Origin of the sequence: Mycobacterium sp. MOTT36Y, from assembly GCF_000262165.1 — a bacterium.
GTDB lineage: Bacteria > Actinomycetota > Actinomycetes > Mycobacteriales > Mycobacteriaceae > Mycobacterium > Mycobacterium intracellulare.
In genome coordinates, this window is the sequence record NC_017904.1 from 4,351,623 (window position 1) to 4,372,884 (window position 21,262).

The following is a 21,262-nucleotide window of genomic DNA, read 5'->3' on the forward strand; positions in this document are numbered from 1 at the left end:
TTCGGTCTCCTCACTCGATCGGGGCGCACAGCGGCTGGCGCAACTCCTGCTCGATCCGGGTGGCCCACCGGTCGGCCTCCGTTAGAGCTGAGTCGCCGTTTGGGTGTTGCTGATCGTCCTTCCAGCGCTTGATCAGACTGTGTTCGATGCCGAGCTGATCAAGGACCCGGCCGACCACATAATCGGTCACTTCGTCGACCGAGGTGGGCCGCGCGTAGTACGCCACCGTCGGTGGGAAGATCACGGCTCCGGCTCGCGCCAGGTAGTGCATGTTCTCCAAGTGGATCTCACTCAACGGGGCCTCGCGCGCGACCAGGACCAGCCTGCGTCGTTCCTTGAGCGTCACGTCGGCGGCGCGCGTGATCAGGTTGTCGCTGAAGCCGATTCGGATGGCGCTCAACGTCTTCATGCTGCACGGGCAGACCACCATGCCGTCGGTGCGGAACGATCCACTGGAGATGCCGGCGGCGAGGTCGCGTGCGCTGTACGCGTGTGAGGCCAACGCCCGAACCGCCTCGACGCTGGTATCGGTCTCGAGCTTGATCGTCGCCCGCGCCCAGTCACTCAACACCAGGTGCGTCTCGACACCCAAGTGCCCGAGGGTTTCCAGTAGGCGGATGCCCAGAGCGGCACCGGTCGCTCCGGTCATGGCAATCACCAATCTCATGACCTCCTCCTTTCACGGATCGCCGCTCGAGAACAGCTACGGCGTAACGTTTTCCGACTTCAGCAGCCACGCCTCTTTCTCGAGGTCATCGATGATGGCGTGCAATAGGTCGGCGGTCGCGGGGTCAGCAGCGTCGACGTCGTCGTGCACGGCGCGGATGGTGCCGACGACGGCGTAGATGCGGGTGGTGATCAGGTCAACGGCTTCGGCGGCGCCGATCAGACCCGGGGGGATAGCCGGAACCGTCGTCGTCGCCACCACCGTGTCCGAGCGGCCGTCCGGGACCGCGTCCAACGCGCGCAGTCGTTCGGCGATTGTGTCGCTGGCCTCGCGGGCGGTGTCCACGATGGCGTCAAGTTGCAGGTGCAGGTCGCGGAAGTTCGTGCCGACGAGGTTCCAGTGCGCCTGTTTGCCTTGCAGGTGCAGTTCGATCAGGTCGACCAGGACCCTCTGCAGGTCTTCGAACAGGCTCGCCGCGGCCCGAAAGGGCCGTACGTCGGCGGCGTTACGCCGGTTGGCGGACAGTGAGATCGTCATCATGCTTCCCTTCAGATGGGGGCCGGGTGGCGGTACCCACGGCAATCCTTCCGTCGTGGATCCAAGTCTGCGGCGAACCGAACGGCCGTCGCATCCGCCGGTGGCTAGTCATGCGGGGTCGTCGATCTTCACGCCATAAGGGGTCCGACGGCCCATGCTCCGGAACCCTTCGGTTCACTATGCGTTGCCGAAAGGTTGTGCCCACTTATCAGACGGGACATCTTTCCCACAATTAGCGCCATGGCCGTACAAACGCCTGGGCGCTCTGCTGCGCCGCCTTGTTCAGCCGAAGCGAGAAAGTCCCGTGCAAATCGCTGCCGTTGTGCACACACTGCGCGCGGTGATTGCGCTCGACGCACGCACTGTCGCCAGCCTCCGGCCTGTCGAAATCCCACGCGTCACGCGAGCAAGTCCCGGCGGTAGGCGGTCGGCGTCGTCGCGAGCCTCCGGCGCATCACCGCCGCCAAATGCTGAGAACTCGCGAACCCGCATTGGTGGGCGATATCGGTGATGCTCAGTGACGGGTTGCCCAGCAGCTCACAGGCGTGCATGAACCGACGATTCATCAGCCACCGGTGCGGCGGCTCTCCGGTGCCCTCCAGGAACAGTCCTGAAAGGCGTGTCGTCGACAAGCCCACCACCGCCGCCAGTTCGTTCAGGCCGACATCATCCGAGAGGTGCGCCTCTAGGTAGTCGATTGCGCGCCGCAGGCGCCAATCCCGATAGCCTGGACCGCTTTTCTTCGCTAAGGACGGGGATCCCGACACACTCGAGTGCTGGCGTATAAGTCGAACAACGAGTTGTTGACCGAGAGAGTCAATCATCATCCGGGAACACCCGTCCCGGTGAGTCATTTCGCGAACGATCTGCCGGCATATGCTCTCTGCCAAAGGGTCCCGGGAACACATTGGATCGATCAACGTGACCGACCGAGCCACGTTGGCGGCGCCGCTTTCCACCGCGAGCCTTTCCACCATCGCGTGCGGCACATACACGTGCAGATAACTAAATGGCCGCTCAGCGCTGAATACTCCTCTTGGCTGTTCGCCGGCGACCACAACGTTCATGTGGAAAGCCGGATGTTCGCGGCCCCATTTGCGGCGCCCGTCACCAAAGTACGTGTGGTGGTGATGTCCGCTCAGGGGCATGGCGATAAGGTCCGTGGTGTCGACGGCCGGACCCACCAATTCGTATGCCGATTTGTTTTCGAACCGCCAGATCGCTGCGGTAAGAACACCGCCGGAGCCTGTGATGCGTTGTCCGGGCTTGAAGCCCAGGCACTCAGAAACATCTTCGGGCGTGACGAATGCGGGCCCAGTCATGCTTGGACGCCCTGCCCAGGCGCCGTGTGGACGCCGCGCGCGGACCGGTCGCGGTCATCCGAGATCACACAGACAAGTCTCGACTCGGTGTCGGGCCTTCAGCCACCGATGATGGGACACGTTTCCCACAGATAGCGACATCGTCCGGCTACGCACGACATTCCCGAAATCGGTGCGTGTCTCGTGCACAAGGTACGCGCCGCAGACACGCCAGTGACCCACCTGTCGCGGTAGACACGTCCGGACGTTTCGTTTTACACGCGGAGGAACACGATGGATGTCAATCGGTTGGACGCCCAAGCGGCATCCACGGTCACGGCGGAGAAATCGGCCAAGTCTCAAGCGAGACCGAACGCTCGATTTCCGGAGCACCGCCCCCTGCCCCTGCCGTCCGTGACGAGCATTGCAGGGCAAGCATGCTTTCACAGCTTTGTCGCGCTATCGCTGGTGTTCGCAAGCGCCATGTTGTGGGCGGCAACATTCGGCGAGCTTCCCATGTTCGTCAAGCCTCCCACACATTGCGTTCAATACGACTTCGGCCCGGCGGGCTCGGCTGACCGCCTCAGTCGATGAAGATGGGCATGAACACACACCGAAGCACGAGAACGAGATTCGGCTCAGAGCGCTATCGCTTTGTGATCCCGGATTATTCGCGGTCGACCGAATTGGACGACTCGCTTGGCCGGGATGTCGTTTTACGACAACTTGTCCTGCACGGCCTCGCCACGGTCTTGCTGATGATGGCCGCCTTCGCAATCAGCTGTTAGTCCTCGCGCGTCGTCCGCCGACAAAAACGGATCAGAAGGAGACTCAGTGTGCCTGAATTCGGCGAAACCGCAGTCGTTCTGGGGGGAAGCATCGCCGGCCTGATGGCCGCCCGTGTTCTGGCTGACTACTACACCACGGTGACCGTGGTGGAACGAGACGTTCTGCCCGAACGCCCAGTGGCCCGCCGCGGAGTGCCCCATGGCCCCAGTCCGCACATTCCCCAAGTTCGCGCCACGCAGACCATGGAGGAGCTGTTCCCCGGGCTCCTCGATGAGTTGGTGGCGATGGGAGCGCGAGTGTGGAAGGACGGTGACCTATCGCGAATCTGGATGTCGTTCGCTGGGCACAAATTTCTGCAATCCGGCACCATCCCGGATCCCGAGACGGTGATCAAGTACTACGTCAATAGGCCCCTACTCGAGTGGTGCATCGGACGCAGAGCACGCCACATTCCCAATATCGAGTTCCTCGTTGGCCACGATGCGGTGAGACTGACTTCGACTCCGGCCCGTAACCGGATTACGGGTGTCGTGACCGCACAGCGTGACTCAGGTGCGGAAAGAATCTTGGCCGCCGATCTGGTGGTCGACGCCACAGGACGCGGTTCGCGGACCCCGGTATTCCTCGACGATCTCGGCTACCGTCGCCCCCACGAAGATGAGCTGATGGTGCATGCCGCCTACGCGAGCACGTTGTTGCACGTGCCACCTGGAACGTTGCGCGAATACATGGCTGTCAGTGGCGCATTGCCCGGCCGGCCAACGGGATTCGCAATGTTCGCCGGCGAAAACGACACCTACATGGTTGGAATGCAGATGATGGCGGGAGGCCAGCCGCCCTCCGACCACGACTCGCTGCTGGCCCGCTTGGCAGAAGTCGCGCCCGCGCATGTCGTTGAAGCCGTGCGTCGCGCCGAACCACTCGGACCGCTGCGTCAGCATCGCTTTCCAGCGAATCGGTGGCGCCGATACGACAAGTTGACGGCGATGCCTCAGGGTTTGATCGTCATCGGCGACGCCATGTGCAGCTTCAATCCAGTTTACGGGCAAGGAATGTCGATCGCCGCTGTCGAGGCGCTCATCCTGCGCACGTGCCTTGAGCGCGGCGACCGCGACCTTCAGCGGCGGTATTTCCGAGCGGCCGCCAGGGAGATCCGGACCGCTTGGCAGGCCGCCGTCGGGGCAGACCTAACGCTTCCTCAAATCCAGGGGCCGCGGCCTTTGTCCATGCGAATAACAAACGCGTACCTCCGTCGGGTTATGGCAGCCGCGGAAACCGACCCCGTCGTCGTCCAGCAATTCATGCGGCTGATTGGCATGGTCGACCGTCCGTCGCGCCTGCTGCGCCCCTCGATGGTGTTGCGTGTCATGACGAAGTCGAGGCGGGCGACCAAGGACAAAACGCACGTCAGCGCCCAGCCCTGCAAAGAGGAACAGGTCAATGGACATCTATGAAGCGCTCTACACGACCAGAACGATGCGCCGCATGCGGCCGGACCCGATACCCCTGGGCACGCAGGCCCGCATACTTGATGCGGCGATCCGTGCGCCCAACGGCGGCAACACCCAGCGCTGGCATTTCCTCGCGGTCGACGATCCCGCGCTCAAGCGCTCGCTGGGTGAGTTGTACCGCCGCGGCCGCGAGAAAGAGCACGAAGAATTCAGGACAGGGACAATGGCCGCGCCCGCGCCCGGCCTGGATCCCACCGCGCACGCCGACACGCTGCGTCGCGTCATCCGCTCGGGCGACTACCTGGCCGATCATTTCGACGAGACACCGCTATTGCTCTTTGTTTTCGCGATCGACGACCACGGCGGTGCCAACATCTTTCCCGCCATCTGGAGCGCGCTGCTGGCCGCCCGCGCCGAAGGCGTCGGCGGTGCCATGACAACTTTGCTTCGCTATTTCCCAGATGCGGTGAATGAGCTCTTGGGGGTGCCGATCGAGCAGGGGTGGACGATGTCGGCCATGGTGGCGTTCGGGTATCCACTCGGCAGGTGGGACGTTGCCGCCAATCGCCGCCCGGTGCACGAAGTCTCATCTCGTAACCGTTGGGGCGCTTCTTTCGGCACCGACGTGCCGCGACCACTGTGGCCCGGTAGCGACGAACCAATCCTGGGCAATCGGTTGCGGCAGGTGAATCCCGACTCCCGGTGTTGAGAGCCAAGGATTCCATTCCACATCGATCAAATCGGGGAGATTGCGTGATCACTTCAGCAAGGGCATTTTCGCTCGACGCCACGACGACGCGCGTGGACGCCCTGTGAACGGGCATCAGCGGCTGCTCGGCCAAACCGGGTTCCGGATGGTCCGGAAAGCCGACACTACAACGGATTTCAGCGTCGTCGAAGCCCGCGTCAGATGACTTCGACACCAATGCCGGCACCCGAGGTTGCCGCGCGCTACGACTTCGTGATCTGTGGGTCAGGGTCTTCTGGATCGGTCGTCGCCGGTCGGCTTTCGGAGAATCCGGACGTTACGGTGCTTTTGCTCGAGGCCGGTGAAACCGATGATGTTTCGGCAGTCCACGATCCCACGCAGTGGCCGCTGAACTTGGGTAGCGAGCGTGACTGGTGTTTCGTCTCGCAGCCGAGCGCCCATCTCAAGGGCAGATCGGTGCTGCTGTCGATGGGGAAGGTGCTCGGCGGGGGGTCGAGCATCAACGTGATGGTGTGGGCTCGGGGACATCGAAGCGACTGGGACTACTTCGCAACCCAGGCGGGTGACGAAGCCTGGGGCTATGAATCGGTGCTTGACATCTACCGTCGCATTGAGGATTGGCACGGGCCGGCAGTCTCCGCCCGCGGCACCGGGGGCCCCATGTCCGTGACGTCCCCGCCCGACCCCAATCCGATCGCTCCGGCCATCGTCGAGGCTGCTCGCTCGCTGGGGATCCCGAGCTATCCGAGCAACAACGGCGCCATGATGGACCGCGGCGGCGGCGCAGCGCTCTTGGACGTGACATTGCGAAACGGGCTGCGGCAGTCCGTGTATCGCTCCTACGTTCATCCGCACCTGCACCGCCCGAACATGACAGTCCTCACCGGTGCGACGGTGACTCGGTTGGTCGTCGGCCGAAACCGGGCTACGGCGGTCGAGTTCTCGCACAACGATCGGACGCACCAGGTCGTCGCGGCACACGAGGTAGTTGTCTCGCTTGGGGCCATCAACACGCCAAAAGTCCTCATGCACTCCGGTATCGGCGACGCTGACGAGCTGCGGCGCTTCGGAATTCCCGTCGTGGCGCATCTTCCGGGCGTCGGCAGAAACTATCAGAGCCATCCACGGATCGACTGCGTGTGGGAATTCCGCGAGCCACTCGAGCCACGGAACAACGCCGGGGGCGCCGGGGTGTTCTGGAAGAGCGACCAGAACCTGGAGGCACCCGACCTGCAGATCTGCTTCGGCGAAGTTCCGTTGTCCAGCAGCGCGAACGCTGCCGCTTATGGCCTGCCCGAGCACGGGTGGACGGCGTGCGCCGGGGTGCTGCGCCCGAAAAGCTCTGGCCGAGTCCGGATTACCGGAGCAAGGCCATGCGACCCGGTGTCGGTCGAAGACAACATGCTGGCACACCACGACGACCTCGCGGCCGCCATCGCCTGCGTGGATCTCGCCCGTGAGATCGGCAACTCGACAGTACTTCGGCGTTTCAACAAGCGCGAGGTCATGCCGGGCGATCTCACACGTGCCGAGCTCGAACAGTTCATCCGCTATGGGGCCGAATGCTATTTCCACCAAAGCTGCACGGCGAAGATGGGACGCGACAGCATGTCTGTGGTCGACTCGAACCTCAAAGTTCATGGCATAGAAGGGCTTCGGATTGCAGACGCCTCAATCATGCCTCGGATCACCACCGGCAACACCATGGCGCCCTGTGTCGTCATCGGTGAGCGCGCCAGCGACATCCTCAAAACGGCGCACGGACTCTGACGCCGGCGCTTGGGCATCTGTTTGTCACCCTGAACCTGGACGATCTGTCGGCAAGACCCGGTCAAGTTGACTGCGCGAGCTGATATCGAGCTTGGTGAACACCTTGCGAAGGTGGTACTGGACGGTTCTGGGGCTGATGAACAACCGGGCGCCGATCTCCGGATTCGACAAGCCGTCCCGAGCCAGCCGCGCGACCTGAGTTTCCTGCGCCGTCAGCTTTTCACCGTCGACACCGGCAGTGCGCTTTCGTGCGGTCTCACCGGTGGCCTGCAGCTCACGTCGGGCCCGTTCAGCGAATGCCTCCATCCCCATCGCGTCGAGCATTTCGTGCGCGATACGCAGCTGCGTCCGCGCCTCCGTGCGCCGGCGCCCCCGCCGCAGCCATTCACCGTAGAGCAGATGCGTGCGGGCGAGCTCGGCACGGACACGACTGTGCCCGTAGTGTGCGATCGACTCTCGGTACAGCAGCTCGGCGGCCTCACCGTCGGCCAGCAGCGCACGGCAGCGCGTCTCCACACCGAGCGCCCATCCGGTGCGGGAAGCGCTGGTCATCTCGGTGATCCACTCCATCGCTTGGGTTGCCTCTTCGCGCATTCCGCTTCGCACGGCGGCCTCGACAAACTCTGCCGCGGCCCAGTTGGCCACCCCCGGGTAACGAAGGCTGGGATACTCCTGTTGCTCGAGCCCGCGGCGGGCGGCCGCCAGTGCTTCCGCGTAGTTGCCGAGGCCGTTATGAAGCAGGGCTTTCGTCCACTCGGCCACGGCGATCGAGATGCCTTCTCCCCGTTGAGGGGCTTCTGCAACGGTCCGCGAGATGAGCGCCTCCGCGTCTGCTTGATGGCCGCGGATCGAGGCCAGGGTCATGGCGGCGTACGGCGCGAGGTTGCTTCCCGTGGCCTCTGTCACCGTGTGCTGCTCTTCGACCAGCACGCTCACAGCCGTCAGATCGCCAACGAACGTCAGCAACATCGCCCGTGTGCTCAGGGCGAGCGGAAGCGCGTTCATCGCGCCCGTCTTACGTGCCAACGTGAGGTAACGTTGCGAGAGCCTGTCCCAGTGTGCGTCATCCCAAAGGTGCAGTGCCGCTTGGCTAGTCAGCCACATCCAGCGAAGCTCGTCATCAACCGACATACCGGTTCCCGTGGCGTCCAGCGCCGCACGCAGGTATGGCACCGCGGCCGAATACCCCTCGATGAAATTCGCCGCCAGCCCGTTAAGCACGAGATCGGGAGCGCGTGGCAGCTCCGCCGATCGGGGGGCCGCGGTCGCAGCCCTTGCTACCTCGAGTACGTGACCCCCCGGACTGGCGAGACGGCCTGCGAACTCAGCGGCGGAAATCGCGTCGAGGTACGTCTCCCGGGCCAGTCTGGCGTCAATCGGCTCGAGGCGCCGCGCCGCCCGAAGCAGCAGGAGCGGAGCATCGCCGCCCCGGTTCGTGGCGTATGCCAACTGGGCACGAATGAGGTCCGCCCGAGCATGCTGCAGTTCGCTGAGCGGTCCGCGCTCGGCCATGGCAAGCAGATCCAGCGTCGAGTCGAACGCGCCGGCGTCGGCTTTCGATGCCGCGGCAACCAGAGCGCGCTCGACGCGAAGGGCCGGATCGAGGGTCAACATCGTCGCCCGCTCGTGAAAGGCGGCCGCGGCCGCCATGCCGCCACGGGCCCGCGCCCGCCCTGCCGAACGCTCCAACTCGGCGGCGACGTCCTCGTCCGGACCTGGCGCAGCATGTGCGCGATGCCATGCGCGCCGGTCAGGATCGGAGTCCGGGTCGGTCACCTCGGCCAGCGCGGCGTGTACCTGCTGTCTGATGTGCAACGGGGCCGCCCGGTAGGCGGCTGAGCGTGCCAGCGGATGGCGGAAACGCACCCGCGCACCGAATTCCGCCAAGCCCGCCTCGATCGCCGGGGTGGCGGCCTGCGCACGGATCTCCAAACGTGCGGCGGCGCGCCACAGCAGCCCCGGGTCGCCGAGCGGCTCCGCCGCCGCCAACACCAACAATCGACGGCTCTGATCGGGCAAGGCCTCCACCCCGCGGCGGAAACTTTGCTCCATCGCCGCTGACAGCCGCGGCGCCCCTGGTAACCCGAACCCGCCGGCCAGTTCTCGCCCCGCGAGACTACGGGGCAATTCGAGCAGCGCCAGTGGATTGCCGCGAGTCTCGGCGATGATCTGGTCGCGCACCCGCGCATCCAGCGGCGTGGCCAAAACCGTCTCCAATAAAGCTCGCGCGTCCGTTTCCGTGAGCCCGTTGACCTCCAGCGTCGGGAGCTTTTTCAGCTCGGGGTTCACAACCCGCGTCGTGAGGACCAAACCCACAGATTCAGCGGCCAACCGCCGGGCGACAAATACGAGCGTCTGCGACGAGGCCTGGTCGAGCCACTGCAGATCGTCGACCAAACAAACGAGCGGCTCGACCTCAGCCATGCTGGAGAACATGTTCAACACCGCCAACCCGACGAGAAGGCGGTCCGGTGCGGGACCTATCGTTTGACCCAATGCCGTGCTCAAAGCGTCGCGTTGCGGCACCGGCAGATAGTCGAGACGATCGAGCATCGCCGCGCACAACTGGTGCACCGCGGCGTAGGCCAGCTCCATCTCCGACTCGACCCCGCTGGCACGGATGACGCGACAGCCGGCGGCCCGTTCACCGACGTAGTCCAGCAAGGCCGTCTTGCCGACACCCGGCTCTCCATGAAGTACCAGAACACGACTCTCACCGGCGCGTACGCGGGTGAGAAGCTGTTCCAGCGCAACACATTCCGCGTGCCGGCCTATCAGGCCACCACCATTCCGTGGCGGCGACACCGGGTCCACGGTGTCGAGAATAGTCGCGTGGTCAGCCACCCGCTGGCCAAAGGATGCTGTTCGGGCGCCAGGCGTCGTTCACGATGATGTCACGCGCTGACAAGAGCTTGAGCCCCCAGGTTCCGCGCCGGGTGAATTTCTTTGTCGCAGTGTGAGTCCAGCGTCGCGCACGCCGCCACTTATCCGGCAGCGTTTCTCAGGTGATCGCCGTTCGTGTCGCCGATCCACACGTTGTGACATCCTCCGGCTTGTACTCGTCGTCGCCGGCGCGACACGATGGGCGTATGGCGGAGGCCAACGCAACAACTCGTGTGGTGGTGATCGTCGTCTTCGACGGCGTGAAACTGTTGGACGTTGCGGGTCCCGCCGAGGTGTTCGCCGAAGCCAATCGGTTCGGCGCACGCTATTCGCTCGAAATCGCATCGGTAGACGGACGCGATGTGACCACGTCGATCGGCACCCGATTCGCTGTGACGTGTCCCCTCTCGGCCCTCGAATCCGTCGACACCGTCATGGTCGCGGGCGGTGACACGCTGATCGGGCGGCCGATCGATCCCGCTCTCATCGAAGCACTCAAGACCGTCCCGGGCCGGACCCGGCGCTTGGCATCCGTTTGCACGGGTTCGTTCATCCTGGCGCAGGCGGGCCTGCTCAACGGCAAGCGGGCGACCACGCACTGGCGGCATACCGGGCGGTTGGCCCGCATCTTCCCCGAGGTGAGCGTCGAACCGGATGCGATCTTTGTCCGCGACGGAGATGTATTCACCTCGGCGGGAGTGTCGTCGGGCATTGATCTCGCGTTGACGTTGGTGGAGGCGGATTATGGAGCCGAGTTGGTCCGTAAGGTCGCCCGGTCGTTGGTGGTATATCTCAAACGCGCTGGCGGACAATCGCAATTCTCCGTCATGGTGGAGGCCGACCCTCCGCCGGATTCTCCACTCAGGGCGGTTACCGATGCCGTCAACGCGGATCCAGGTGCCGACCACAGCGTGAAAAAGCTTGCGGCTCAGGCATCTTTGAGTACGCGCCAATTGTCCAGACTGTTTCAGTCCGAGTTGGGTTTGACGCCGGCACGTTATGTCGAGTTGGTTCGCGTCGATTTCGCTCGTGCCGCACTCGAAGCCGGCCGGACCGTTGCCGAGACCGCACGGGTAGCGGGCTTTGGGAGCACAGAAACACTCAGGCGGGTTTTTCTCAGCCGCCTGGGCATCACCCCCAGCGCCTATCGGGATCGTTTCCGCACCTCCTACGACTGAAACAACCGGGCCGGCTGCAACAGGTCGTGCATCCCGATGCGGTGGAGCATCTCGGCCCTGAGCCTGTCGAGCACGGCGAAGCCGACCTCCGCGCCATCATCGGCAGGGTCGATATGGACCCGAAAAGGACGCTGCCCAAAGGGTTCTTGCACCACGTTGACGACGGCTTCGGCCACTGTGGATGCATCGGCATCCGGAGGCACGATCGCTGCAACGGCCTCACGAATGCGGGCGGCGAACCCCGCGTACGGTCCGCCCTCATACTCGTCGACCACCGCCTCATCAGCGGGTGAGCCGGCACGTGCGAAGTGGTTGGTGCCGCTGGTGAACGCGCCGGGAACGATGATGGTCGTCTCGATGCCCCACCGCGCGAGCTCCCGGGCGTAAGCCACGGCCAACGCATCCATCGCGGCCTTCGCCGCAAAGTAGGGGGCGAGATAGGGTGGCGTGCCGCCGGCCGCACTGCTGCTCGATACCCACACCAGGAGGCCTTGCCGTTGCCGTCGCATGTGCGGCAGGATCACGCGGTTGACGCGCTGCGTGCTCAGCACGTTCACGTCATAGAGCTCTGCCAACTGTTGCGGTTGAAACGCCTCGGCCGGGCCGAACACCATCTGTCCCGCGTTGTGAACCACCACGTCGATCCGCCCGTTGGCCTCGAAGATCCTTTCAATCGCGGCATCCACCGAAGTCTGCGACTGCACGTCCATTTCCACAGCCCGCAGCTCGACGCCATTGTCCTTCGCGAAGTAGCCGATCGTCTCAACCTGAGACGCGTTGCGGCCGTCCGTGTCCCGCATCGACGCATAAACCCTGTGGCCGGCTAACGCCAGCGCTTCCGCGCTGAGGCGGCCGAACCCGCTTGATGCACCGGTGACCACGATGACGTCGCGACCCATATGGAAAGCTTGACTAGCCTATCGGGTGATCGCATCCGCCGATGGCTAGTTCTCGTCCCTCTGGACTTCCCGGACGCCGCGTTGGCCCGCACGGCCGATTCATCCTGCCGCGGGCAGGCTCGCCGTGTCCTGCGGCGGCCAAAGCGGTTGCGGCACTTCGACACCGAACGGCGTGTTCCAGCCGTTTCGGGATGAAACCTCGTGCACGGGATGCCGATTGGCCGCGACACCCCATTTGCCCCGCGGGTAGCCGAGGGCCAGCATGGCCGACATCGTCCAGCCCTCCTCGACGGGGACGCCCAGTAACTCGTTGACCCTGTCCTCGAAGTTGCGGAGCACCATGGTCATGACGCCGCCGACGCCCTCGGCGCGGGCGGCCAGCAGCACGCTCCAGATCGCCGGGAAGATGTTGGCTCCACCGAGGTCGTCGATCGCGAAGACGAAGAGCAGCAAGGGAATCTCTTCGAAATGGTCGGCCAGGTAGTCCCCCGACCCCTTGATTCGGCGCATCGTCTCGGCGTGGGCGGCCGCGTCGGCACCGGGCGCGGGCGCCACCATCGGTCCCGTCCCCGCCCCGAACTTCTCGTATTCGAGGGCGCGGGCCCGCCGGAACAGTTGGGCGAACTCACCGATGAGCGCCGGATCGTCGACGGCGACAAAGTGCCAGCGTTGGGTGTTGGCCCCGTTGGGGGCGCGAATGGCCGCGTCGAGGATGCGGGCCTGCGTGTCCAGCGGAACCGGATCCGGCCGCAGCCGCCGCATCATCCTGGTGGTGTACAGCGCCTCGTGGATGTCCATCTGTCTACTCCCTTCCGGGCTATTCTGGCCAGCTGTTGTGCAGGATCTTGTCGACGAAGTCGACGCGCTCGAACTTGGGATCGAAGTGCGCCAGGACGTCGGCGTTCATGGTGCCGGCCGTGGTGTGCGGGCGGTGCTTCATGCCGTCGTTGAACGCCGCCAGGATGCGGTTCTTGAAATCGGGGCGCGGGTGGGCGGCGGTCACCGCGGCGAGCGCCTCGGGAGCCAGCTGCTCGCGCCCGACGCCGACCACGTCGACCTCCACACCGGCCTGCAGCAGCGCGACTTCGGGCGCCAGGAACTCGGGCACGCCGGGCGTCGTGTGCAGGGCGATGCCGAGCCACACGGTGTCGGCGTCCGCCTTGTCGGCGCCGGCGTCCATCAGGAAGTCCCGCGCCGCGTTGGCGCCGTCGACCTCGAAGCGGACGGTTGAGTTGCGGTAGTGGTCGGTCAGGCCGACGTCGTGAAACATCGCGGCGGCGTAGAGCAGTTCCAGGTTGGGGTGGATCCCGCGGCGCAGGCCCTGCAGGGCGCCGAAGAAGAACACCCGCCGGGAATGGTTGAACAGCAACTCGTCTTCGGTGTCGCGAATGAATTCGGTGACCTCGCGCGCCAGCGCGGTGTCGGGCACGTGGATGCCGGCGATGGCGTCGATCGAGCTGGTGGTCATGGTCGTGTCTCCTTCTGCGGCGACGGTTGTGCCCAGTGTGCGACGGTCCGGTCGATCCGACGCCGCTCGTTTGAGCCGTCAACTCCTCAAAAAGCGACACAATGGCTGACGTGGCGCACGAGGGAAAGCATTCGCGGGTGGTGGTCATCGTCGTCTTCGACGGGGTGACGCTGCTCGACGTCGCGGGGGCGGGTGAGGTCTTCGTCGAGGCCAACCGCTTCGGCGCCGACTACCGGCTCAAGATCGCGTCGGTGGACGGCCGCGACGTGACGAGCTCGATCGGGACCCGGTTGGGGGTCACCGATTGCCTGTCGGCCATCGACTCCGCCGATATCGTCCTGGTGGCCGGCAGCGACCACCTGCCCGGGCGACCGATCGATCCGGCGCTGGTCGAGGCCGTCAGGTCGGTCGCCGCGCGGACCGGGCGGATGGCGTCCATCTGCACGGGGTCGTTCATCCTCGCGCAGGCCGGCCTGCTCGACGGCCGGCGCGCCACCACGCACTGGCACGACGCCCGGTTGTTGGCCCGCGCCTTCCGGGACGTCACCGTCGAGCCCGACGCGATCTTCGTGCGCGACGGCGACGTGTTCACCTCGGCGGGGATTTCCTCGGGTATCGACCTGGCGCTGGCACTGGTCGAAATGGATCACGGGACCGAACTGGTGCGCGACGTCGCCCGGTGGCTGGTCGTCTATCTGAAACGGGCCGGCGGCCAATCACAGTTCTCGGTGCTGGTCGAGGCCGATCCCCCGCCGCAGTCGCCGCTGCGCGCGGTCACCGAGGCGGTCGCGGCGGACCCCGGCGCCGACTACAGCGTGAAAAAGCTTGCGGCCCTGGCATCGTTGAGCACCCGCCAGCTGACCCGGCTCTTTCAATCCGAGCTGGGGATGACACCGGCGCGCTACGTCGAACTGGTTCGCGTCGACTTCGCCCGTAACGCGCTCGAGGCCGGCCGATCGGTCACCGAGACCGCGGGCATGGCCGGCTTCGGCAGCATCGAGACGCTGCGACGCGCGTTCGTCAATCACCTGGGCATCAGCCCGAAGGCCTATCGGGACAGGTTCCGAACCGCCTACGCCTGAACGCTATTTGGTGTTGTTGTACTTGGTGATCGCGTCGTCCAATCGCTGCAGCGCCGCGCCGTAACCGGCGAAATCGCCCTTCTTCTGCGCGTCCTTGGCCGCGCCGATCGCAGCCTGGATCTCTTGCAGCACAGCCGCTTTGGCCGGTGACAGCGCCACCGACCCGTCCGGCGCCGGCGGGACGGCCGCGGGCGGCGGCGATCCCGGCGTCGCGGCGGGCGCCGGCGCGCTGGGCGGCGGATTCGCCGGGGTCCCCGCCTCGGTGGGCTGAATGCCCGTCGCCGCCGCCCCCGCGCCGGGGCCGAACAGCCCGGTGAGCGCGTCGCGCACGGTCGGGCCGTACCCGATCTTGTCGTTGTACATCATCGCCACCCGGATCAGCCGCGGGTAGGACGACGCGGCGTCGCTGGCCCCCGGGGAGGCGTACACGGGTTCGACGTAGAGCAGCCCGCCCTGCCCCACGGGCAACGTGAGCAGGTTGCCCCACCGGATCCGGTTCTGGTTGTCGCGCCCGATCACCCCAAGGTCCTGGGACACCACCGGGTCGGTGGTGATCGCGTTGTTGGCCAGCTTGGGCCCGTTGACCTGGCCCGGGATGGTCAGCACGGTGATCCGCCCGTACGTCGCCGGGTCGGAGCTGGCGCTGATGTAGGCGGCGAGATAGTCGCGCTTGAACCTGTTCATCGCGCTGGTCAACTGATACGACGACGAATTGTCGTTCTTCGCAATGTTTTTCGCGACGATGTAATACGGCGGCTGATAGCTGCTGGCGGTCGGGTTCGGGTCCAGCGGCACGTCCCAGAAGTCCGACGTGGAGAAGAACGTCACCGGGTCGTTGACGTGATACTTCGCCAGCAGCATCCGCTGCACCTTGAACAGGTCCTCGGGATAGCGCAGGTGCTCGGCCAGCTCGGGGGTGATGTCGCTCTTGGGCTTGACGGTTCCGGGGAACACCCGCATCCACGCCTTGAGCACCGGATCCTGCTCGTCTTGCTGATACAGGCTGACGGTGCCGTCGTAGGCGTCGACGGTCGCCTTCACCGAGTTGCGGATGTAGGAGACCCGCTTGTCGGGTGCGAGCCTGTTGAACGCCACCTCGTTGGAGTCCGCGGTCGCCGACTCCAGCGACGTGAGTTCGGAATACGGGTAGTTGTCCAGTGTGGTGTAGCCGTCGATGATCCACACCAGTCGCTTGTTGACGATCGCCGGGTAGACGGCGCTGTCGGTGGTCAGCCACGGCGCCACCGCCTCCACCCGACGCGCCGGGTCACGGTTGAACAGGATCTTGCTGTTCGAGCCGATCACGTTGGAGAACAAGAAGTTCCGCTCGGCGAACTTGGCGGCGAACACGCTGCGCGACAGCCAGTCGCCGAGGGGTACGCCGCCGAGTCCGGTGTAGGTGTAGTTCTTGGTTTCGTTGCTGGTCTCGTAGTCGTATTCGCGGTCGGCGCCGTTGCGCCCGACGATCGCGTAGTCCGCGGCCGTGTTGGAGATGACCGGCCCGTAGTAGACGCGCGGCTGGTCGAGCGGCGCGGGACCGTCGGACACCACGTTGCCGTTGGCGCCGACGACGTTGACCAGGAATTCGGGGTAGCCGCCGTTTTGGTTGGGGTCGTTGGCGATTCCGCGCACCGTGTTGGCCGGTGACGCGATGAACCCGTTGCCGTGGGTGTAGACCGAGTGCCGGTTGATCCAGTCGCGCTGGTTGTCGATGAGGCGGTCGGGGTTGAGTTCGCGGGCCGCCACGACGTAGTCCCGCAGCGACCCGTTGCGGTCCAGGTAGCGGTCGATGGAGAGCTGGTCGGGGAAGTAGTAGAAGTTCTTGCCCTGCTGGAACTGGGTGAACGCCGGGCTGACGATCGTCGGGTCGAGCAGCCGGATGTTGGAGGTGGTGGCGCGGTCGTCGGCGACCTGCTGGGCGGTGGCCTGCGCGTCGCCGGTGTAGTTGCGGTAGGTGACCACGTCGGCGGTCAGGCCGTAGGCTTGCCGCGTCGCGGCGATGCTGCGGCTGATGTATTCGCTTTCCTTTTGCGCGGCATTGGGTTTGACGCTGATCTGCTCGACGATCAACGGCCAGCCGGCGCCCACGATCAACGACGACAGCAGCAACAGGACCAGGCCGATCGCGGGAATCCTCAAGTCCCGCAGGACGACCGCGGAGAACACCGCGCCCGCGCAGATGAGCGCGATCGCCATGAGGATCAGCTTCGCCGGCAGCACGGCGTTGATGTCGGTGTATCCGGCGCCGGTGAAGGGCTTGCCGCCGCGGGTGTGCGACAACAGCTCGTAGCGGTCCAGCCAGTAGGCGACCGCCTTGAGCAACACCAACAGACCGACCAGGGTGACCAGCTGGATCCGCGCCGACCGGCTCAGCGCGCCGGTGCGTCCCGACAGCCGAATGCCGCCAAAGATGTAGTGGGCCAACAGGTTGGCCACGAACGCCAGGAACACCGCCACGAATAGGTAGGACAGCAGCAGCCGGTAGAACGGCAACTCGAACGCGTAGAAGCCGAGGTCCTTGCCGAACTGCGGGTCCTTGATGCCGAAGTCGCCGCCGTGCAGGAACAACTGGATCCGCACCCAATAGCTTTGGGCGATGATGCCGGCCAGCAAGCCGATCGCCACCGGGACGCCGGCGCTTACCAGCCGCAGCCGGGAAAGGACCAGGGCGCGGTAGCGCGCCACCGGATCGTTGTCGTTGCTCGGCACGAACACCGGTCGGGTGCGGTAGGCCACCGCGAGCCCGGCGAACACGATGCCGCCCACCAGCAGGCCCGCGATCAGAAAGACCACGAATCGGGTGACGAGCACGGTGGAAAACACCGACCGGTAGCCGAGCTCGCCGAACCACAGCCAGTCGACGTAGGCGTCGATCAGCCGCGGGCCCGCCAGCAGCAGAGCGATCACACCCAGTGCGATCAGGATCAGAATCCGGCTACGCCGAGTCAGCTTCGGCATTCTTGCGGTGGGCCGCATCCCCACTGGCTACGCTCCCTGATCGATTGCTAGACGGTGACAACTCTACGCACTGCACAACCGGCGATCCCGCGCTTGCCTAGCAACTCGGCGGCTGCCCACCGGACGTGATCGCGTGCAGCGCATCTACCGCCTGGCTGAGCGTCTCGACCTTGACCAGCCGCAGGCCGGACGGATTGTCCGAACTGGCCTCGTAGCAGTTCTTCGCCGGCACCAGGAACACCGTCGCCCCGGCCGCGTGCGCGGCGACCATCTTGTGGGTGATGCCGCCGATCTGGCCGACCTTGCCGTCGGCGGTGATGGTCCCGGTTCCCGCGATGAAATTCGACCCGGCCAGGCCACCGGTGGTCAGCTTGTCGACCACGGCCAGGCTGAACATCAGTCCGGCGGACGGGCCGCCGATGTTGGCGAGATTGAAGTCCACGACGAACGGCGCCCACGGCGCGTCGAGCACCGCGACGCCCACGTAGCCGTAGTCGCGGTCCTTGTTGGAGCCCAGCGTGATCTGCGCCACACCGCCGGGTTCGTTCTTGCGGCGGTAGTCGATCGTCACGGTCTGACCGGGTTTGGTGTTCTTCAGCAGCCCGGTGAAGGCGTCGACGGTCGCGACCGGGGTGCCGTTGACCGCGTCGATGGCGTCGCCGGCCTTCAGCTTGCCCGCCGAGGGACCGGGTTCGGGGACCTTCGCCACCGTCACCGCCGACGGGTACTTCAGATAACCCAACGCCGCGTATTCGGCGCTGTCCTCGGATTGCTTGAAGTCGGCGCTGTTGGCCTTGTCCACTTCCTCCCGCGACTTGCCGGGCGGATAGATGATGTCGCGCGGCACCAGCTGTTCGGTGTCCGAAAGCCAGAGCGTCAGCGCCTCGCCCAGCGTCAGATCGTCGCGCTGGGACACCGTCGTCATGTTCAGGTGACCGGTGGTCGGATGCGTCAGGGTGCCCTGGATCGCCACCACCTGCTTGCCGTCGACCTCGCCGAGCGTGTCGAAGGTGGGGCCGGGACCCAGCGACACGAACGGCACCGTCACCACCGCCAGCAACACACCGAACACCACGATCGGCACCAGCGCGACCATCAGGGTCAGGATGCGCCTGTTCACGCCGAATACACTAGACGGAGCGCGCCGCCGGTCATTCGGCTGCAAGGCCCCCGGTGCGAGGTTCAGCTACAAGCTGACCCGCCGTCGCGCGCCTTCCGATCCCACGGTGAGTACCGTTGGGGTCATGGCTGACCTGCCGTTCGGCTTCTCCCCCGGGGAGGACCCCGACAAACACGGGAAAAAAGATCCCGACTCGGGGTCGAACCCGTCCGACCCGTTCGCCGCGTTCGGCATGAGCGGGGACTTCGGCATGGGTGACCTGGGCCAGATCTTCACCCAGCTGGGTCAGATGTTCAGCAGCGCCGGAGCCGTCGGACCCGGCGGAACGGCTTCGGGGCCGGTCAATTACGAACTGGCGCGGCGCGTCGCCTCGAACTCGATCGGCTTCGTGGCGCCGGTGCCGGATACGACGAATTCGGCGATCGCCGACGCGGTGCACCTGGCCGAAACCTGGCTGGACGGAGCGACGGCGCTGCCCGCGGGCACCGCCAAGGCGGTGGGATGGACTCCCGCCGACTGGGTCGACAACACATTGGAGACGTGGAAGCGGCTGTGTGACCCGATGGCCCAACAGATCTCGACGGTGTGGGCGGCGTCGCTCCCCGAGGAAGCCAAGAGCATGGCCGGCCCGCTGCTGCAGATGATGTCGCAGATGGGCGGCATGGCGTTCGGTTCGCAGCTCGGGCAGGCGCTGGGGCGGTTGTCCCGGGAGGTGCTGACGTCGACCGATATCGGTTTACCGTTGGGGCCCAAGGGAATTGCGGCGATCATGCCCGACGCCGTCGAGTCGTTCACCACCGGGCTCGAGCGTCCGCGCAGCGAGATCCTGACCTTTTTGGCCGCGCGCGAGGCCGCCCACCACCGGCTGTTCAGCCACGTCCCGTGGCTGTCGAGCCAATTGCTGGGAGCGGTCGAGGCCTACGCGATGGGCATGCAGATCGACATGTCGGGAATCGAGGAGCTGGCCCGCGACTTCAATCCGGCGTCGCTGTCGGATCCGGCGGCGATCGAAAACCTGTTGGGGCAAGGCGTTTTCGAGCCCAAGGCCACGCCCGCGCAGACGCAGGCGCTGGAGCGCCTGGAGACGTTGCTCGCACTGATCGAAGGGTGGGTGCAGGTGGTGGTGGCCGCCGCGCTGGGCGACCGGATTCCCGGCGCGGGCGCGCTCGGCGAGACGCTGCGCCGGCGCCGGGCCAGCGGCGGCCCGGCCGAGCAGACCTTCGCGACGCTGGTCGGGCTGGAGCTGCGGCCGCGGAAGATGCGTGAAGCCGCCGCGTTCTGGGAGCGCCTGACGCAGGCCGCCGGGGTCGACACCCGCGACGGCATCTGGCAGCACCCCGACCTGCTGCCTGACGCCGAGGACCTCGATGAGCCCGCCGGTTTCATCGATCGTGTCATCGGTGGTGACACCAGCGGCATCGACGAGGCGATCGCCAAACTCGAGCGCGAGGACCCCGACTCCGACGGCCCTGTGGACAACTGAACGGGGCCGTCGCCCCCGCCGTGGCACAGTTGCGCGGTGACTCAGCAGTGCCAGGCCGCGCTGTCCACCTACGCGCTGGACCCGGCGATGCCGGTGCTGCTGCGCCCCGACGGCGCGGTGCAGGTCGGCTGGGATCCCCGTCGCGCGGTGCTGGTACGTCCTCCGGGCGGTTTGGCCGCCGCCGAGCTGGCCACGCTGTTGCGGACCATGTCGTCGCCGACCCCGCTGCCGGAGTTGCAGCGACGGGCGCTTGACCGTGGCCTGACCGACACCGAGGGCCTGAGAAGCCTGGTGGCGCAACTGGTTCGGGCCGGGGTGGCGACCGAATGCGGGCGACCGCGCGGCCGGGCGCCGTCGGTGCGGGTGCACGGCCGCGGGCCGCTCTCGGAGTTGCTCGTGGAATCGTTGCGCTGCTCGGGCGCCCGGATCGCGCACAGCAGCCAACCGCACGCGGCGGTGTCGGCCGGCGACGTCGACCTGGTGGTGTTGTCGGACTACCTCGTCGCCGACCCGCGCATGGTGCGCGATCTGCACGACCAGGGCGTCGCGCATCTGTTGGTGCGGGTGCGCGACGGCATCGGGCTGGTGGGTCCGCTGGTGATCCCCGGGGTGACGAGCTGCCTGGGCTGCGCGGACCTGCACCGCAGCGACCGCGACGCGGCGTGGCCGGCGATCTGTGCGCAGCTGCGGGAAACCGTCGGCGTCGCCGACCGGGCCACCGTGCTGGCGACCGCGGCGCTGGCGCTGTCTCAGGTGAACCGGGTGATCGCGGCCGTGCGCGGCCAGGGCGCGGCGTCCGAGCCCGAACCGCCCCAGACGCTGAACGCGACGCTGGAATTCGATCTGCACGCCGGCGCGATCGTCGCGCGGCAGTGGGTCAAGCACCCGTTGTGCGCCTGCTGAGGGCGGTCCCGTGCGCTGACCTGCGGCGACGCGAGTTGACAACAAGCGTTGTCGGCTTCTCTCC

The 21,262-nt window shown here is 65.9% G+C and carries 16 protein-coding genes; 7 read left to right on the top strand and 9 right to left on the bottom strand.

Annotated features, from left to right (window positions below; translation table 11 throughout):
* Window positions 1-10: 10 nt before the first annotated feature.
* From W7S_RS19775 to W7S_RS19785, 3 genes are all read right to left on the bottom strand, one after another.
* Entirely contained in the window at window positions 11-667 is a 657-nt protein-coding gene (locus tag W7S_RS19775; protein ID WP_014385624.1) for a UbiX family flavin prenyltransferase, read from the bottom strand.
* Window positions 668-703: 36 nt separating this feature from the next.
* Window positions 704-1,207, bottom strand: coding sequence for a Dps family protein (locus W7S_RS19780; protein ID WP_014380898.1), 504 nt, complete (start codon window positions 1,205-1,207; stop codon window positions 704-706).
* Between the two features lie 395 nt (window positions 1,208-1,602).
* Window positions 1,603-2,526 (bottom strand): helix-turn-helix domain-containing protein, encoded by a 924-nt coding sequence (locus tag W7S_RS19785; protein WP_014380899.1) that lies wholly within the window; start codon window positions 2,524-2,526, stop codon window positions 1,603-1,605.
* 815 nt (window positions 2,527-3,341) lie between these two features.
* Between W7S_RS19785 and W7S_RS19795 the strand changes: the two genes are divergently transcribed.
* The 3 genes from W7S_RS19795 to W7S_RS19805 all read left to right on the top strand — a co-directional run bounded on the left by W7S_RS19795 (window position 3,342) and on the right by W7S_RS19805 (window position 7,224).
* Window positions 3,342-4,748 carry an NAD(P)/FAD-dependent oxidoreductase gene (locus W7S_RS19795; protein ID WP_014380901.1) on the top strand — a complete coding sequence of 469 codons (1,407 nt, stop codon included), beginning with the start codon at window positions 3,342-3,344 and terminating at the stop codon, window positions 4,746-4,748.
* Complete coding sequence (locus tag W7S_RS19800) at window positions 4,735-5,454, top strand: nitroreductase family protein (RefSeq protein WP_014712220.1); 720 nt, start codon at window positions 4,735-4,737, stop codon at window positions 5,452-5,454. The genes W7S_RS19795 and W7S_RS19800 overlap by 14 nt, the downstream gene beginning before the upstream one ends.
* Window positions 5,455-5,670: 216 nt before the next feature.
* The gene (locus W7S_RS19805) at window positions 5,671-7,224 is read left to right on the top strand and encodes a GMC family oxidoreductase (RefSeq protein ID WP_014385628.1); all 1,554 of its coding nucleotides are present in this window, start codon (window positions 5,671-5,673) and stop codon (window positions 7,222-7,224) included.
* A 24-nt stretch (window positions 7,225-7,248) separates the two neighbouring features.
* Here W7S_RS19805 and W7S_RS19810 read toward each other — a convergent pair whose 3' ends face one another.
* Window positions 7,249-10,038 (bottom strand): LuxR family transcriptional regulator, encoded by a 2,790-nt coding sequence (locus W7S_RS19810; protein ID WP_080588077.1) that lies wholly within the window; start codon window positions 10,036-10,038, stop codon window positions 7,249-7,251.
* Between the two features lie 275 nt (window positions 10,039-10,313).
* Between W7S_RS19810 and W7S_RS19815 the strand changes: the two genes are divergently transcribed.
* Window positions 10,314-11,285 (top strand): GlxA family transcriptional regulator, encoded by a 972-nt coding sequence (locus tag W7S_RS19815; RefSeq protein ID WP_009956601.1) that lies wholly within the window; start codon window positions 10,314-10,316, stop codon window positions 11,283-11,285.
* Here the strand turns inward: W7S_RS19815 and W7S_RS19820 are convergent.
* The 3 genes from W7S_RS19820 to W7S_RS19830 form a co-directional block, all read right to left on the bottom strand.
* Window positions 11,276-12,184, bottom strand: coding sequence for an SDR family oxidoreductase (locus W7S_RS19820; protein WP_014712221.1), 909 nt, complete (start codon window positions 12,182-12,184; stop codon window positions 11,276-11,278). The genes W7S_RS19815 and W7S_RS19820 overlap by 10 nt on opposite strands.
* A gap of 99 nt (window positions 12,185-12,283) precedes the next feature.
* On the bottom strand, window positions 12,284-12,982 hold the full coding sequence (locus W7S_RS19825; RefSeq protein WP_014380908.1) for a nitroreductase family protein: 699 nt from the start codon (window positions 12,980-12,982) through the stop codon (window positions 12,284-12,286).
* A gap of 19 nt (window positions 12,983-13,001) precedes the next feature.
* Window positions 13,002-13,652: an HD domain-containing protein gene (locus W7S_RS19830; protein WP_009956598.1), complete on the bottom strand. Its 651-nt coding sequence runs from the start codon at window positions 13,650-13,652 to the stop codon at window positions 13,002-13,004.
* Window positions 13,653-13,753: 101 nt separating this feature from the next.
* On the opposite strand from W7S_RS19830, the gene W7S_RS19835 reads away from it, so the two are divergent.
* Complete coding sequence (locus W7S_RS19835; RefSeq protein ID WP_014385633.1) at window positions 13,754-14,734, top strand: GlxA family transcriptional regulator; 981 nt, start codon at window positions 13,754-13,756, stop codon at window positions 14,732-14,734.
* 3 nt (window positions 14,735-14,737) lie between these two features.
* On the opposite strand, the gene W7S_RS19840 is transcribed toward W7S_RS19835, so the two are convergent.
* Window positions 14,738-17,716 (bottom strand): UPF0182 family protein, encoded by a 2,979-nt coding sequence (locus W7S_RS19840; RefSeq protein ID WP_014712222.1) that lies wholly within the window; start codon window positions 17,714-17,716, stop codon window positions 14,738-14,740.
* A 73-nt stretch (window positions 17,717-17,789) separates the two neighbouring features.
* Window positions 17,790-18,812: a PDZ domain-containing protein gene (locus W7S_RS19845; RefSeq protein WP_014712223.1), complete on the bottom strand. Its 1,023-nt coding sequence runs from the start codon at window positions 18,810-18,812 to the stop codon at window positions 17,790-17,792.
* A gap of 106 nt (window positions 18,813-18,918) precedes the next feature.
* Between W7S_RS19845 and W7S_RS19850 the strand changes: the two genes are divergently transcribed.
* Window positions 18,919-20,295 carry a zinc-dependent metalloprotease gene (locus W7S_RS19850; protein WP_014712224.1) on the top strand — a complete coding sequence of 459 codons (1,377 nt, stop codon included), beginning with the start codon at window positions 18,919-18,921 and terminating at the stop codon, window positions 20,293-20,295.
* 87 nt (window positions 20,296-20,382) lie between these two features.
* The gene (locus W7S_RS19855) at window positions 20,383-21,198 is read left to right on the top strand and encodes a cyclodehydratase (protein WP_179300182.1); all 816 of its coding nucleotides are present in this window, start codon (window positions 20,383-20,385) and stop codon (window positions 21,196-21,198) included.
* Window positions 21,199-21,262: the final 64 nt, after the last annotated feature.